Source organism: Caulobacter sp. 1776 (assembly GCF_040545685.1).
Classification (GTDB): domain Bacteria; phylum Pseudomonadota; class Alphaproteobacteria; order Caulobacterales; family Caulobacteraceae; genus Caulobacter.
Genome location: NZ_JBEPMI010000001.1, coordinates 524494 through 538851, shown reverse-complemented (window position 1 = coordinate 538851; position 14358 = coordinate 524494). Strand labels below are relative to the sequence as shown.

General features: G+C 67.6%; 14 protein-coding genes. 7 read left to right on the top strand and 7 right to left on the bottom strand.

Annotated features, from left to right (window positions below; genetic code table 11):
- Nucleotides 1-110: 110 nt before the first annotated feature.
- Nucleotides 111-2030 (top strand): methyl-accepting chemotaxis protein, encoded by a 1920-nt coding sequence (locus ABIC66_RS02455; protein WP_354067796.1) that lies wholly within the window; start codon nt 111-113, stop codon nt 2028-2030.
- A 61-nt stretch (nt 2031-2091) separates the two neighbouring features.
- Here ABIC66_RS02455 and ABIC66_RS02450 read toward each other — a convergent pair whose 3' ends face one another.
- Together ABIC66_RS02450 and ABIC66_RS02445 are read right to left on the bottom strand one after the other, a co-directional pair.
- On the bottom strand, nt 2092-2226 hold the full coding sequence (locus tag ABIC66_RS02450; RefSeq protein ID WP_354067795.1) for a hypothetical protein: 135 nt from the start codon (nt 2224-2226) through the stop codon (nt 2092-2094).
- Between the two features lie 295 nt (nt 2227-2521).
- A complete protein-coding gene (locus tag ABIC66_RS02445) occupies nt 2522-3709 on the bottom strand; it encodes an acetyl-CoA C-acyltransferase (protein ID WP_354067794.1) in 1188 nt (395 codons plus the stop codon).
- 264 nt (nt 3710-3973) lie between these two features.
- Here ABIC66_RS02445 and ABIC66_RS02440 point away from each other — a divergent pair, with 264 nt between their 5' ends.
- Entirely contained in the window at nt 3974-6361 is a 2388-nt protein-coding gene (locus ABIC66_RS02440) for a TonB-dependent receptor (protein ID WP_354067793.1), read from the top strand.
- 35 nt (nt 6362-6396) lie between these two features.
- Here ABIC66_RS02440 and ABIC66_RS02435 read toward each other — a convergent pair whose 3' ends face one another.
- The 5 genes from ABIC66_RS02435 to ABIC66_RS02415 all read right to left on the bottom strand — a co-directional run bounded on the left by ABIC66_RS02435 (nt 6397) and on the right by ABIC66_RS02415 (nt 10470).
- The gene (locus ABIC66_RS02435; protein WP_354067792.1) at nt 6397-6804 is read right to left on the bottom strand and encodes a YybH family protein; all 408 of its coding nucleotides are present in this window, start codon (nt 6802-6804) and stop codon (nt 6397-6399) included.
- A 66-nt stretch (nt 6805-6870) separates the two neighbouring features.
- A complete protein-coding gene (locus ABIC66_RS02430; RefSeq protein ID WP_354067791.1) occupies nt 6871-7572 on the bottom strand; it encodes a TPM domain-containing protein in 702 nt (233 codons plus the stop codon).
- A gap of 1 nt (nt 7573) precedes the next feature.
- On the bottom strand, nt 7574-8344 hold the full coding sequence (locus ABIC66_RS02425) for a TPM domain-containing protein (RefSeq protein ID WP_354067790.1): 771 nt from the start codon (nt 8342-8344) through the stop codon (nt 7574-7576).
- A gap of 109 nt (nt 8345-8453) precedes the next feature.
- Nucleotides 8454-9089 (bottom strand): LemA family protein, encoded by a 636-nt coding sequence (locus ABIC66_RS02420; protein ID WP_354067789.1) that lies wholly within the window; start codon nt 9087-9089, stop codon nt 8454-8456.
- Between the two features lie 79 nt (nt 9090-9168).
- Entirely contained in the window at nt 9169-10470 is a 1302-nt protein-coding gene (locus tag ABIC66_RS02415) for an acyl-CoA dehydrogenase family protein (protein WP_354067788.1), read from the bottom strand.
- Nucleotides 10471-10609: 139 nt separating this feature from the next.
- Here ABIC66_RS02415 and ABIC66_RS02410 point away from each other — a divergent pair, with 139 nt between their 5' ends.
- The 5 genes from ABIC66_RS02410 to atpA all read left to right on the top strand — a co-directional run bounded on the left by ABIC66_RS02410 (nt 10610) and on the right by atpA (nt 14353).
- Nucleotides 10610-11023, top strand: a complete 414-nt coding sequence (locus ABIC66_RS02410; RefSeq protein WP_354068355.1) for a hypothetical protein — start codon at nt 10610-10612, stop codon at nt 11021-11023.
- A gap of 268 nt (nt 11024-11291) precedes the next feature.
- Nucleotides 11292-11630, top strand: a complete 339-nt coding sequence (locus tag ABIC66_RS02405) for a DUF8200 family protein (RefSeq protein ID WP_354067787.1) — start codon at nt 11292-11294, stop codon at nt 11628-11630.
- A gap of 153 nt (nt 11631-11783) precedes the next feature.
- Nucleotides 11784-12023 carry a hotdog fold domain-containing protein gene (locus ABIC66_RS02400; RefSeq protein WP_354067786.1) on the top strand — a complete coding sequence of 80 codons (240 nt, stop codon included), beginning with the start codon at nt 11784-11786 and terminating at the stop codon, nt 12021-12023.
- Between the two features lie 193 nt (nt 12024-12216).
- Nucleotides 12217-12771 (top strand): F0F1 ATP synthase subunit delta, encoded by a 555-nt coding sequence (locus ABIC66_RS02395; RefSeq protein ID WP_354067785.1) that lies wholly within the window; start codon nt 12217-12219, stop codon nt 12769-12771.
- Nucleotides 12772-12820: 49 nt separating this feature from the next.
- Nucleotides 12821-14353 (top strand): F0F1 ATP synthase subunit alpha, encoded by a 1533-nt coding sequence (gene atpA, locus ABIC66_RS02390; RefSeq protein ID WP_047412015.1) that lies wholly within the window; start codon nt 12821-12823, stop codon nt 14351-14353.
- Nucleotides 14354-14358 lie beyond the last annotated feature (5 nt).

Here is a 14358-nt window from a genome sequence, read left to right as displayed (position 1 = left end):
ACAGCCCGGCAACCTTGCACGCCTCATGAGTAGGGGAACGTGTTCGGGTGCGGAAAGCGCCGTGGCGGCGCATTCGACCCCCGAACCACGCGACAACCTCGGAGGCTGCGGTGAAGTTCGGCAATTTCAGGATCCCCACGAAACTGTTGGTCGTGTTCGGGGTGCTGCTCGCGACCATCGCGACGATGGGCGTGGCGCTGTTCATCAATTCCAAGGTGCTGGAACACTCGGTCGCGCGCACCGATCGCGCCTACAAGGTGATGCAGGCGGCCGACACGGCGACCTACCGCCTGACCCGCCAGGAAAACTCGCTGCGCGGCTACCTGCTCTCGGGTGACGACTATTACGTCAAGCGCATCGAGACGGTGCACAAGGTCAAGTTCTTCGGCGCCCTGGACAAGCTGGACGCGCTGAACGCCGACCACGCCCAGGTCCAGGCGATCCGCGACGCCTATGCCGGCTACCGCAAGGAAGCCATCGACCCGGCCCTGCGCCTGGGTTCGGATCCGGCCACCCGCCCGCAGGCGGTCGAGCTGGTCCGCAACGACGGCGTCGCCGACAAGGCCGTGGTGCCGGTCGAGGACGCCCTGGACGCCATCCAGACCTGGGCCCAGGCGCAGATCGAAGCCGAGGCCCTGGCCCAGAAGAAGGCCCAGGCCGTCTCGAACCTGGTCCTGATGGCCGGCATCCTGCTGAGCGGCGCCATCGCCCTGGGCGGCGGCCTGCTGCTGTCCAGCTCGATCGCCAAGCCGGTGGCCGCCATGACCGCCGCCATGCGCCGCCTGGCCTCGGGCGACAACGCCATCGAGGTGCCGGCCGTGGACCGCGCCGACGAGGTCGGCCAGATGGCCGCCGCCGTGGTTCACTTCAAGGAAGCGGCCATCGCCAAGATCCAGATCGAGCAGGACGCCGAGCGGACCCGTACGGCCGCCGAGCGCGACCGCGCCGCCAATGACGACGAGCGCCGCGCCACCGCCGCCGAACAGGCCCAGGTGGTCGAGGCCCTCGCCTCGAGCCTGTCGCGCCTGGCCGAAGGCGACCTGACCTGCCGGATCGAGGCGCCGTTCGCGGGCCGCTACCAGCAGCTGCGTGACGACTTCAACAAGGCCGTCCTGAAGCTGGAAGACGCGATGAAGGCGATCGTCTCGGCCACGGGCGGCGTCAACGCCGGCGCGGACGAGATCGCCTCGGCGTCCGACAATCTGTCGCGTCGCACCGAACAGCAGGCCGCGAGCCTGGAAGAGACCGCCGCCGCCCTCGACGAGATCACCGCCACGGTCCGCAAGACCGCCTCGGGGGCCAAGGAGGCCTCACAGGTCGTCGCCACCGCGCGTTCGGACGCCGAGCGTTCGGGCCGCATCGTCGGCCAGGCCGTCGCGGCCATGACCGAAATCGAGACCTCGTCGAGCCAGGTCAGCCAAATCATCGGCGTGATCGACGAGATCGCCTTCCAGACCAACCTCCTGGCCCTGAACGCCGGCGTCGAGGCGGCGCGGGCTGGCGAAGCCGGTCGCGGCTTCGCCGTCGTCGCCCAGGAAGTGCGGGCCCTGGCCCAGCGTTCCGCCGACGCGGCCAAGGAGATCAAGACCCTGATCTCGACCTCGACCCAACAGGTCGAGGCCGGCGTGGACCTGGTCGGCCAGACCGGCGAGGCGCTGAGCCGCATCGTCGAGCAGGTCGCCTCGATCGACGCGCTGATGAAGGAAATCTCGGCCTCGACCACCGAACAGGCCACCGGCCTGAACGAGGTCAACTCGGCTGTGAACCAGATGGACCAGGTCGTTCAGCAGAACGCCGCCATGGTCGAGGAGGCCACGGCCGCCACCCATTCGCTGAAGAACGAAGCCGGCAACCTGGCCGAACTGGTCTCGCGGTTCCGCGTCGCCGGCGCGGCGCCGAAAGCCTCGGCCGCGCCGTCGCGTCCTGCCGCCGCCGCGCGTCCGGCGTCGCGGCCGATGTCGCGCCCCTCGGCCCCCGTCTCTCGCGGCTCGGCCGCGGTGGCGGTCAACGAGGATTGGGAAGAGTTCTGATCCGATTCTGATCGGCGAGGACCAGCGGGCTCTCCGGGCGACCGGAGGGCCCGTTTCGCATTCAGCCGCGCTTCAGGTGAACGGTCTCGAACGCCGACTGGGTCGGTTGCGTCCGATTGGCGCTCGGCGCCGGCAGCACGAGACCGATCGCGACGGAGACGAAGAGGGCGGCGGCGAAGGAGGCCTTGAGGGCCATGGCGCTTTCTCGGGTTGGCGTCGTGACGCGACGACCGCGGACGCTGACGAGGGCCTAGATGGCCCCGCCCGCGTGGGGTTCAAGACCCCGCCGAACGAGGGTTTCTCACCGGGCTTGCAGATGTCCTGATCCCACGAAAAAGGCCGGAAACCGCCTCGGCGGTTCCCGGCCTCATTTGACCCTTTGAGCTGCAAAAGGCTGTCATCCCGGCCGAAGCGAAGCGTAGAGCCGGGACCACAAGAAACGCCGAGCTTCCGGAGGTCCCGGCGTTCGCCGGGATGACAGTGGGTTGTGATCAGAAGATTTCGAACAAACCCGCCGCGCCCATCCCGCCGCCGATGCACATGGTCACAACGCCCAGCTTGGCCTTGCGGCGCTTGCCTTCCAGCAGCAGGTGGCCGGCGCAGCGGGCGCCGGTCATGCCGAACGGGTGGCCGATGGCGATCGAGCCGCCGTTGACGTTGTATTTCTCGGGATCGATGCCCAGGCGGTCGCGGCTGTAGAGGCACTGGCTGGCGAAGGCCTCGTTCAGCTCCCACAGGTCGATGTCCTCGACCTTCAGGCCGTGGCGTTCCAGCAGGCGCGGCACGGCGAAGACCGGGCCGATGCCCATTTCGTCGGGCTCGCAGCCGGCGATGGCGAAGCCCTTGAATAGGCCCAACGGCTCCAGGCCCCGCTTGGCGGCTTCCTTGGCTTCCATCACCACCACGGCGGCCGCGCCGTCCGACAGCTGGCTGGCGTTGCCGGCGGTGACGAAGTTGCCCGGGCCCTTGACCGGCTCCAGCTTGGCCAAACCTTCCAGAGTGGTGTCGGGACGGTTGCACTCGTCCTTGGTGACCACGTAGTCGACCAGGCTCTCTTCCTTGGTCTCCTTGTTGACCACCTTCATCTTGGTGGCCATCGGCACGATCTCGTTGTCGAACAGGCCGGCGGCCTGGGCGGCGGCGATGCGCTGCTGGCTGCGCAGCGAATATTCGTCCTGGTATTCGCGGCTGACGCCATAGCGCTTGGCGACGATGTCGGCGGTGTCGATCATCGCCATCCACAGGGCCGGCTTTTCCTTCATCAGCTTGTCTTCGGTGATGTGGAAGCGGTTCATGTGGCCGCCGCCCTGGACCAGCGAGATCGACTCGACGCCGCCGCCGATGGCGACCGGCGCGCCGTCGTTGCGGACGTAGTTGGCGGCCGTGGCGATCGCCTGCAGGCCCGAGGAGCAGAAGCGGTTGACGGTCTGGCCCGAGGTGGTGACCGGCAGGCCGGCCCAGATGGCCGCGTTGCGGGCCACGTTCATGCCGGTGGCCCCTTCGGGCCCGCCACAGCCCAGGACCACGTCCTCGACCTCGGCCCCCTCGAGGCCGGCGCGCTGCACGGCGTGCTGGATCGCGTGGCCGGCCATGGCCGCGCCATGGGTATTGTTGAAGCCGCCCCGATTGGACTTGGCCAGGCCCGTGCGGGCGTAAGAGACGATGACCGCTTCGCGCATAGAGGCGCACTCCCCGTTAAACGTTAGTTTGAATTGCGGCCACCCTAGACCGGCTTTTCGCGGTGCGAAAGATCACCCGTGCGTAAAGGGAAATGGGACCGGTAACGTACGAGATTTTCGAAGTTGTGCGACACCGGTGTCTAAAACGCTGATTTTACTGAAGCTTCGATTGGCGTTGACTTTACCCGATTCGAGCATGAACGCTGGGGTTGCGTCGCGAGCTCGACCTTGCGCCGCGAAAAAACGAGCTCTGGGAGGTTACCAATGACCATCGCTACACCGCGCCGTAGAGCGCGTCGCGCGCTGCTGGGCGCCAGTGCGCTCGCCTCGGTTCTCGCCGCACCCGTCCTGGCGGCGGCGCAGCAGGCCGATCAGAACGCCATCGAGGAGATCATCGTCACCGCCACCAAGCGCGACGCGACGATCCAGGACATCCCCTTCTCGATCAACGCCCAGACCGAAAAGGACATCCAGCGTTCGGGCGCGGTGACTCTGGAGGACCTGTCGCGCAACGTCGCCGGCCTGACCATCCAGAACCTCGGCCCGGGCCAAAGCCAGGTGTCGGTGCGCGGCGTCTCGGCCGGCCAGGTGGTTCGCGACCAGCCGGGCGTCAAGGAACAGGTCGGGGTCTATCTCGACGAGTCCGTGATCTCGCTGTCGCTGTTCACGCCCGACATCGACCTGTTCGACCTGAACCGGGTCGAGACCTTGCGCGGTCCGCAGGGCACGCTGTTCGGCTCCGGCTCGGTCGGCGGCACGATCCGCTACATCACCAACCAGCCCAAGCTGGGCGTCTCGGAAGGGACCTTCGAAGCCAACGCCAACCTGGTCGGCGGCGACGACTTCGGTGGCCACGTGAAGGGCGCCGTCAACATCCCGATCTCGGACAAGATCGCCATGCGCGCGGTCGGCTACCTGACCCGGTACGGCGGCTTCATCGACGCGCGCAAGGAAGGCGGCAAGGTCGAGAAGAACGTCAACGACGGCACGCGGCGCGGCGGGCGGATCTCGTTCCTGATCCAGCCGAACGAGACCATCAACTTCACCCCGCGCGTGGTCTATCAGGAAATCCGAGCGCACGGCTTCAATCGCCAGGAAGCCTTCAATCTGTTCGCCAACAACAACACCACGACCCGGCCGCGGATCCAGCTGGGCGAGCGTGAGCAGTATCTGCTGCTGGACGAGAGCTTCGCCGACAACACCCTGCTGGCCGATCTGACCGCCAATGTGAACTTCGGTGGCGCGACCCTGACCTCGGTCACCAGCCTGATCAACCGCGACATCACCGTGAACCGCGACGCTAGCGCCCTGACCGGCAGCGTCTCGGTCGACCTGGGCTTCCCGGCCGCGGCGGTGCTGCTGCCGTCCAAGCTGGTCGACACCACGGACCTGGAGCAGTTCACCCAGGAACTGCGGCTGGCCTCAACCGGCGACGGTCCGTTCCAATGGGTGATCGGCGGCTTCTATTCGAAGGTCGACCGCGTCTACAACCAGCGCCTGCCAACGCCCGGCTACGACGCCTATACCGACGCCGTCCTGGGCGCTGGCACGTCGGCGGCGGTGGCCAACGGCTTCGAGCGCAACTCGCCCTACGACGCCTATCTGCCCTACGACATCAAGCAGAAGGCCGTGTTCGGCGAAGTGAACTACACGCTGGGCAAGCTGACCGCGACGGCGGGCGGCCGCTATTACGACTTCAGCGAAACCCGGCAGTTCAAGTCGGGCGGCCTGTTCGCCAACGGCGACAATCGCACCGACAAGACCTCGTCGGACGGCTTCACGCCGCGCTTCCTGCTGAGCTACGAGGCGGCCGACCACGTCACATTCAACGCCCAGGCCTCGAAGGGCTTCCGGCTCGGCGGCGTCAACGACCCGCTGAACATCCCCCTATGCTCGGCCCAGGACGCGGCGATCTTCGGCGGCTACCAGTCGTATGACGACGAGACGCTGTGGAACTACGAGGGCGGGGTGAAGTCGCGCTTCGGCCGGGTCACCCTGAACGCGGCGGCCTTCTACACCGACATCAAGAACCTGCAGACCACTCTGGACGCGGGCTCGTGCTCGTCGCGCGTGGTGTTCAACGTGCCCAAGGCCCACACCAAGGGGATCGAGGCCGAGGTCTCGGCGCGGCTGGCCACCGGCCTCGACATCGGCCTCTCGGGCAGCCTGCTCGAGGCCGAGTTCGACTCGACCGTGAAGGACGGGACGGGCGCGGTGATCGGCGGCATCCGCGAGGGCAACCGCCTGCCGTCGGTGCCGAAGTTCCAGGTCTCGTTCGACGTCACCTACAACCACGAGGTCTGGGGCTCCAACGGCTTCCTGAAGGCCTCGGTCCAGCACGTCGGCAGCCGCTTCACCCAGGCCAGCGACCAGGAGAACAACCCACGTTCGTTCGTCTCGAACCTGCCGTTCGGCGGGGCGACCGGCCTGGTTCCGACCATCGTTGACCTGAAACTGCCCAGCTACGAGATCGTCAATCTCAGCGCCGGGCTGGAGATGGCCGACGGGGTGGACCTGACCCTGTACGTCAACAACCTGTTCGACGAGAACGCCCTGCTGTCGTTCGACCGCGAACGCGGCGGCCGGGCGCGCCTGGGCTACTCCATCGGCCAGCCGCGCACGGCCGGCGTGACGGTCAGGAAGTCGTTCTAAAATCCGCCGGGCGGCCGTTCGCGCGGCCGCCCGTTCTACGCCGCCGGCGCCTTGGCCAGCGGGTCGGCGTGGCGATGGATCAGCTTCCAGCCGCCGTCCTCGTGACGGAACAGCTCGGTGACCCGCAGGTGCATCTCGACCGGCTCGTCCTGGCCGGCGAAGCGCACGGTCGCATGCTGCAGGCCGGTCCAGTAGGCGAGGTCGCCGTCGGCGTCGCTGTGGAGGATCTCCAGCGTGGTCTCGCCGCCTTCGAGAAACGACCCGGCGTCGCGGGCATAGACGCTGGCCACCCAGTCGGCGCCTTCCTCGCGTCCGCCGCGCGGGGGAAAGAAGGTGGCCGGGCAGGCCGTCGCCGCGAGCCGGTCGAGCGGACCGGCCTGGCCGTTCACATAGGCCTGGGCCGCCTGGCGGCGGATCTCGAGAAACGCATCGAAATCGGACATGGCGAACTCCTGGACGTCACCAGAAGAAGCGCGCGAGCCGACCTGCGTATCCCTGGCGGCCGCCGCCTACCGCTTTGGCAGGATGGTCAGGCCGTCCGGCAGTTCGTTGCGGTCGTCGCCGCGCGGCGGGACGTGGGTCGCCAGGATGGTTCCGGTGCGGGTCACGGCGGCGACGAAGCCGTCGGCGACCTTGCCGGCCTTCAGGCCCCCGACCAGGTCGGCCACGACCTCGTCCCAGACGGCGTCGGGCGCGACCTTGTAGATGCCCTCGTCGGCGATGACCTCGACCCGATGCTCGGCCAGGGCGGCGAAGATCAGCACGCCGGTGCGGTCGCGGGTGACGTGCAGGCCGTGGCTAAGAAACTGCTCCATGGCCGCGCGCCGGACCCGGGCGGCTTTCAGCGAGCCAGGCGTCAGGGCGCGGCGGACCGACGGGATCGAGACGACCAGGGCCGCGACGACGAACACCACCAGTTGCAGGGCGATATAGGTCGACAGCGCCGACAGGATCGCCCCGTCCAGGGCCGCGGCGTGGCCGATGCTCCAGCCGCCGAACAGGCGGGTCAGCATTTCGGGCCGGAAGCCGGCGAACAAAGCCGCGGCCGGCAGGACCAGGGCCGTGGCCGCCGCCCACACCAGCGGGGTCTCGCGATAGTCGGACACCTCGGGCGCCAGGACGCAGAAGATCTCGCCGGCGGTGGTCCTCTCGGCCTGGGCCACGGCGCCGGCGATGCGGTCGAGATCCTGCGGGGTCATGTGTGTCGCCATCTCACCAGCTCCCCGAACTGCCGCCGCCGCCGAACGATCCGCCGCCGCCGGAGAAACCGCCGCCACCGCCGCCCCAGCTGCTTCCGCCGCCGCCCCGACCGCTATTGTTCAGCGCGCCCAGGATGATCCAGGGCAAGGCCGAGCCCAGGCCGCTGCGACCGCGTCGGCCTCGAAACAGGCCCGAGAAGATGAAGATGATGAACAGCAGGACCAGGAAGCCGACGATCGGCGAGCCCTGGGCCTTGTGACGTTGCGGCTGGCTGGCCTCTGCGATGCGGACCTTGGCCTGGTCGGCGGGCAGGCTGAGCTGCTCGACCAGGGCGTCGGTCCCGGCCACGATCCCGCCCGGCAGGTCGCCGTCGCGGAACTTGGGCAGGATGGTGCTCTGGATGATCACGCTGGACAGGGCGTCGGTCAGCACCGGCTCCAGGCCGTAGCCGACCTCGATCCGCACCTTCCGCTCGTTGGGCGCGACCAGCAGGATGGCGCCGGTGTTCTTGTCCTTCTCGCCAATGCCCCAGGTTCGGCCCAGCTGGTAGCCGTAGTCCTCGATCGGATAGTCCTGCAGGCTGGGCACGGTGGCGACCACCAGCTGGCGGCCGGTCGTGGCCTCCAGGTTTTCCAGCTTGGCGGTCAGGTCGCGCTCGACGTCGGGCGACAGCACCTGGGCCTCGTCGACCACCCGGCCGGTCAGGGCCGGAAACTTCGGCGCGGCGAAGGCGGGGAGGGCCAGCGTCATCGCCAGGACAAGGGCGACCAAAAACCCGCTCATTCCCGCGAAAGCGGGAACCCAAGCGGACTTGGCCACGGCGACGCCGCGCGAAACCGTCAGGCTCGGCTTGGGTCCCCGCTTTCGCGGGGATGAGCGGAGAATTCGCAACTCAGTTGACCTTCGGCGGCGTCGCCGTCGGCGGGGCCGAGAAGTCCACGGTGGGGGCGCTCTGAGCGGCGGCCGAGGCCTGGAACAGCTGGGCCGGCTTCTGGCCGCTGTACATGGTCTTGGCCCAGAACACGCTGGGGAAGGTGCGCAGGGTCGTGTTGTACTTCTGAGCCGTCGAGTTGTAGTCGCGACGCGCGATCGCGATGCGGTTCTCGGTGCCTTCCAGCTGGCTTTGCAGGGCCAGGAAGTTCTGGTTCGACTTCAGCTCGGGATACCGTTCCTGGACGACCATCAGCCGGCCCAGCACGCCCGACAGCTGATCCTGAGCGGCGGCGTATTTCTGGAACGCGGCCGGGTCGGTGATCGTCGAGGCGTCGACCTTGACCTGGGTGGCGCTGGCGCGGGCCTGGGTGACGGCGGTCAGCACGTCCTTTTCCTGGGCCGCGTAGCCTTTCACCGTGGCCACCAGGTTCGGCACCAGGTCGGCGCGGCGCTGGTACTGGTTCTGCACCTCGGCCCAGGCGGCCTTGGTCGCCTCGTCCTGGGTAGGGATGGTGTTGATCCCGCAGCCGGCGAGGGTCGCCGGGATGGCGACGACCAGGGCGACGCGCGCGGCGTTGTGGACGAGACGGTTCATGTATCCTCCATGCGAACATGTATGCTCGCGTAGCGCTGTTAGATAGCGCGTTCCTTGATATACGTCAGGACGCGACAGGTTAAACCTTGTCCATGTCCGCGAAGGCCTGCTTGCGCGGGCCCATGTAGCCGAACAGCCAGGCGGCGACCTTGCGCATCTGGATCTCCTCGCTGCCTTCGGTGATGCGGTAGCGGCGGTGATGGCGGTAGATGTGCTCGAACGGCTTGTGGCGGGAATAGCCGAGGCCGCCGTGGATCTGCATGGCCCGGTCGGCGGCCTCGCAGCACAGGCGATTGGCCCAGTAGTTACACATCGAGACCTTGTCGGAGAGGCGCTGTTCCACCTCGGCCTTGCTCATCTGGTCCATCTCCCAAGCCGTCTTCCTGATCAGCAAACGCAGCATCTCGGCCTGGGTTGAAAGTTCGACGATCGGGAACTGGATGGCCTGGTTCTCGGCCAGGGCCTTGCCGAACGGCTTGCGCGCCCGCGCGTACGCGATGCTTTCTTCAATGCAGTAGGTCGCCGCGCCCAGGCTGGAGGCCGCCTGGCGGATGCGGTTTTCGTGCACGAAGTGCTGGGCCAGGGCCAGGCCGCCGCCCTCGGGCCCGAACATCGCGCTCTCCGGAACCCAGACGTTGGTGAAGCTGACCCGAGGATGGTCGGTCGGCATGTTGAAGGTCCAGAGGTACTCCTCGATCTTGACGCCCGGCGCATGGGCCGGGACCAGGAAGGCGGTGATCCCCTTCGCGTCGCCGTCCTCGCCCGAGGTGCGGGCGAACAGGCAGCAGTGGGTGGCCGCGTGCATGCCCGTGGTCCACATCTTCTGGCCGTTGATCCGCCAGCCAGCTTCGCCGTGGTGCTCGGCCCGGACCGCGCGTGTCTCCATGAAGGTGGCGTCCGAGCCGTGCTCGGGTTCGGTGAGCCCGAAGGTCGGCCGGAAGGCGCCCTTGTCCAGCATGTCGGCGATCAGATGCTGCTGGTCGGGCCGGCCGAAGTCGCGGATCATCAGCACGAACGGATTGTTGCCGACGATCGAGTGCTCGTTCTGCAGATCGTTGAACAGGCCCAGGCCCTTGGCGGCCAGGTGCTCGCGGATCACCGCCATCCAGAGGTTGGAGCCGTCCTTGCCGCCATAGTCGCGGGGCAGGGCGAAGCGGTAGTGGCCGGCCTGATCGGCCAGCGCCCGGGCCTTGGCCAGCAACTCTTCCCAATCGTGCCGGGGCAGGCCGCCGCCGTCCCAGTCGGTGCGGGCCCATTCGCGGCGATGGTCGAAGAAGCGCTGGTTGTCGTCGCGCCCCTGCAGCGGCGCGATCTCCCTGTCGACGAAGGCGTCGAGCTCGGCCAGATAGGCCGTAAGCGCCGGTGACAGTTGGAAGTCCATGGCGAAGCCTCCCTGCACGTCTTTTTGATTTCTGGAGACACTAGGCGCGACGGGCGGCCATGGCCAATCATGCCCTTGCGGAACAACGTCTTAACCCGCTCTTGACCCTGCGTGGTTTAGGGTTTCCGCCATGATCACCATCGCCGCCTTCGCGATCCTCGGCGCCGCGCTCGGACTTTTCGTCCGTCCGCGCGCGTTGGGTGTCGCGCTGCCGGTCATGCTGGCCGCTATCGTGCAGGGCGGCGTGTTCTGGATGGTCGGGGTCATGGCCCAGCAGCCGAACCGCGAGCTGCTGATCGATCGCCTGCAGGGGATCTTCGGCGAGGGCTGGATCGGCGCGGCCGGGCCGGTGGCCGCTGCTCTGATCGGCGCGTCGATGGCCGCCCTGATGAGCGCCTTCACCGACCCGAAGAAGGTCTCGCTGCTGACCGCCGACGGTCTCCAGCGCCGCGTCGGCAAGGATGGCCGCTACGCCCGCGCCCAGGGCATGGTCGAGGACCGCGCCATCCACGCCAAGGCCGAGAGCCGGATCGACCAGATCCTGGGGCTCTAGGGCCTGCCGCCCTCGCCGTTTCCGCGCCACGCTCGCCGGCATCCGCCGGAAACCGCTGTTTTCCGAAAAATCGACGCGCTCGCGAAATTCCGCTTGCGCAATTTCTTATCACTGATATCTAAGCGATGCTTAGTTCGGATCCGAAGCACCGGTGGGGATACCGGCGCCGCCATCCCGAGTGGGGTGTCGAGGGTCTGGGCGGCCAGTGCATAGCTTATCGCCGATCAACGATCTGACCGCAACTTCCCCAACGTCGGAGGGCTTTCTGATGAAGCTCCGTACCCTGGCGGCCGTCGCCGCCGTCTCCGTTTCCATGTTCGCCGGTTCGGCCTTCGCCGACGGCCGCATCGCCGCCGCCCTCGACGCGCCGGTCGCCGCCAAGACCAAGGTCGTCGCCGGCGGCGCCGTCTTCGTTTGTGAAGGCGCCGAGTGCGTCTCGACCCAAGCCCCCTCGCGGGCCCTCACCGCGGTGGCCTGCAAGGCCCTCGCCAAGGAAGTGGGCCGCGTCGCGGCTTTCGGCGGTGAAACCAAGTCGCTGGACGCCGACGACCTGACCCGCTGCAACGCCTCGGCCAAGGGCGGTTCGGCCCTGGCTTCGGCTAAGTAAGAACACGTAGCGCTTTATCCTGAGTACCAGACGCTTTGGGGTCGTCGTTTCTCCGGCCCTGTCTGGCTGTTTCCTCGAGCATTCGCCTGGACGGGGCGGCGGGTCCTTCCCGCCGCCTCTTTTCTTTTTCCCGCCAGTGATTAGTTGACGCCCATGGACACGAGCTTGGCCGCCCAGCTGGAATCCGTACTGCGTAAGGCCGCGGGCGATGGAACGGCCCTGACGTCGATGACCGTCGACTATGGCCCGGTCGCCGCGAGCGACGATCTGGCGCCCAAGGCCTGGGTCGAGCGGGCCACCCGCAGTCTGGTGTTCGCGCAGGGCGAGCTGCGGCGTCCCGACGGCGCGCTGGCGGCGTCGGCCTCGGCCGTGTTCCGCCGCGCCGGAGCCTGAACACCCAAACGCCCGCGCCCCCTTGGTTGCGACTGCGAAAGGCCCGTGTTATCAGGCGCGCGGCTTCGGACGGGGCGGCGCGGCAGCGCCGGCCGTCCATGTGCTTTTCACAAGCGCGCTCAAGCCTTTAAAGCCGCGACAGGGGTTAAACTTCTTGTCGGCGGCCATTTGCAACGCACCGGGCGGATACCAAGTGGCGGACGAAACCAAGGCGACGGATGCGGGTCAGCGCTATGCGCAGTCCCTGTTCGAACTGACGATCGAGAGCGGCTCCCTGACCAAGGTCGAGGCCGACCTTAAGAGTCTGAAGGCGATGTACGCCGACAGCGCCGACCTGCGCCGCCTGATCGCCTCGCCCGCCTTCTCCGCCGAGGACAAGGGCAAGGGCCTGGCCGCCGTCGCCAAGAAGGCCGGCTTCCAGCCGCTGACCACCAAGTTCCTGGGCCTCGTCGCCGCCAATGGTCGGGCCGCCGACCTGATGGGCGCGATCACCGCCTTCGCCGAACTGTCGGCCAAGCACCGCGGCGTCGTCACCGCCGAGGTCGTCTCGGCCGCCGCCCTGTCGCCCGCCCAGTTGAAGGGCGTGCAAGCCGCGCTCGCCGAGGCCCTGGGCAAGACCCCCGAAGTTTCCACGCGCGTCGATCCGTCCCTGCTGGGCGGTCTGAAGGTGCGCGTCGGTTCGCGCCTGTTCGATGCTTCGCTCCGTTCGAAGCTCGATTCCCTGAAATTCGCCCTGAAGCGCGCCTGAGCGTATAAGCGCGCCTTAAAAAATTAGATCGCAGAGAGCCCAGAAGACCATGGACATCCGCGCCGCCGAGATTTCGGCCATCCTCAAGTCGCAGATCGCCAACTTCGGCGAAGAAGCCGCCGTTTCCGACGTCGGCCAGGTGCTGTCCGTCGGTGACGGCATCGCCCGCATCTACGGCCTGGACAACGTTCAGGCCGGTGAAATGCTGGAATTCCCGAAGGCCGGCGTGAAGGGCATGGCCCTGAACCTCGAGCGCGACAATGTCGGCGCCGTGATCTTCGGCGCCGACGCCGAGATCAAGGAAGGCGACGAAGTCCGCCGCCTGGGCGAGATCGTCGACGTGCCGGTCGGCCGTGGCCTGCTGGGCCGCGTCGTCAACCCGCTGGGCGAGCCGATCGACGGCAAGGGCCCGATCCAGTACACCGAGCGTCGCCGCGTCGACGTCAAGGCGCCGGGCATCATCCCGCGCAAGTCGGTGCACGAGCCCGTGCAGACCGGCCTGAAGTCGATCGACACCCTGATCCCGGTCGGCCGCGGCCAGCGCGAGCTGATCATCGGTGACCGTCAGACCGGCAAGACCGCCGTCGCCATCGACACCATCCTGAACCAGAAGGCCGTCAACGCCGGCAAGGACGAGAGCGCCAAGCTCTACTGCGTCTACGTCGCCATCGGCCAGAAGCGCTCGACCGTCGCCCAGATCGTCAAGACCCTGGAAGAGCACGGCGCCCTGGAATACACGATCGTTGTTGTCGCCTCGGCCTCGGAGCCGGCCCCGCTGCAATATCTGGCCCCGTTCTCGGGCTGCGCCATGGGCGAGTGGTTCCGTGACAACGGCCTGCACGGCCTGATCATCTATGACGATCTGTCCAAGCAAGCCGTCGCCTACCGCCAGATGTCGCTGCTGCTGCGCCGCCCGCCGGGCCGCGAAGCCTATCCGGGCGACGTGTTCTATCTGCACTCGCGCCTGCTGGAACGCGCCGCGAAGCTGAACGAAGACAACGGTTCGGGCTCGCTGACGGCCCTGCCGATCATCGAAACCCAGGCCAACGACGTGTCGGCCTACATCCCGACCAACGTGATCTCGATCACCGACGGCCAGATCTTCCTGGAAACCGACCTGTTCTATCAGGGCATCCGCCCGGCCGTGAACGTCGGCATCTCGGTGTCGCGCGTTGGCTCGTCGGCCCAGATCAAGGCGATGAAGCAGGTCGCCGGCCCGATCAAGGGCGAGCTGGCCCAGTACCGTGAAATGGCCGCCTTCGCGAAGTTCGGCTCGGACCTGGACGCCTCGACCCAGAAGATGCTGGCGCGCGGCGAGCGTCTGACCGAGCTGCTGAAGCAGCCCCAGTACGCCCCGCAGTCGGTCGAAGAACAGGTCTGCGTGATCTACGCCGGCACCCGCGGCTATCTCGACAAGATCCCGACCTCGTCGGTTCGCCGGTTCGAGACCGAGCTGCTGGCCCGTCTGCACAGCGCCCACAAGGACCTGCTGGACGGCATCCGCACCAAGAAGGCGCTCGACAAGGATCTGGAAGCGTCGCTGAAGAGCGCGCTCGACAGCTTCTCGTCGACCTTCGCCTAAGCCCC

What these genes read in the sequence shown, in the direction of transcription:
- ABIC66_RS02450 (WP_354067795.1), bottom strand. Translation starts at nt 2,226, where the DNA reads ATGGCCCTCAAGGCCTCCTTCGCCGCCGCCCTCTTCGTCTCCGTCGCG.
- ABIC66_RS02445 (WP_354067794.1), bottom strand. Translation starts at nt 3,709, where the DNA reads ATGCGCGAAGCGGTCATCGTCTCTTACGCCCGCACGGGCCTGGCCAAG.
- ABIC66_RS02440 (WP_354067793.1), top strand. Translation starts at nt 3,974, where the DNA reads ATGACCATCGCTACACCGCGCCGTAGAGCGCGTCGCGCGCTGCTGGGC.
- ABIC66_RS02435 (WP_354067792.1), bottom strand. Translation starts at nt 6,804, where the DNA reads ATGTCCGATTTCGATGCGTTTCTCGAGATCCGCCGCCAGGCGGCCCAG.
- ABIC66_RS02430 (WP_354067791.1), bottom strand. Translation starts at nt 7,572, where the DNA reads ATGGCGACACACATGACCCCGCAGGATCTCGACCGCATCGCCGGCGCC.
- ABIC66_RS02425 (WP_354067790.1), bottom strand. Translation starts at nt 8,344, where the DNA reads ATGAGCGGGTTTTTGGTCGCCCTTGTCCTGGCGATGACGCTGGCCCTC.
- ABIC66_RS02420 (WP_354067789.1), bottom strand. Translation starts at nt 9,089, where the DNA reads ATGAACCGTCTCGTCCACAACGCCGCGCGCGTCGCCCTGGTCGTCGCC.
- ABIC66_RS02415 (WP_354067788.1), bottom strand. Translation starts at nt 10,470, where the DNA reads ATGGACTTCCAACTGTCACCGGCGCTTACGGCCTATCTGGCCGAGCTC.
- ABIC66_RS02405 (WP_354067787.1), top strand. Translation starts at nt 11,292, where the DNA reads ATGAAGCTCCGTACCCTGGCGGCCGTCGCCGCCGTCTCCGTTTCCATG.
- ABIC66_RS02400 (WP_354067786.1), top strand. Translation starts at nt 11,784, where the DNA reads ATGGACACGAGCTTGGCCGCCCAGCTGGAATCCGTACTGCGTAAGGCC.
- atpA (WP_047412015.1), top strand. Translation starts at nt 12,821, where the DNA reads ATGGACATCCGCGCCGCCGAGATTTCGGCCATCCTCAAGTCGCAGATC.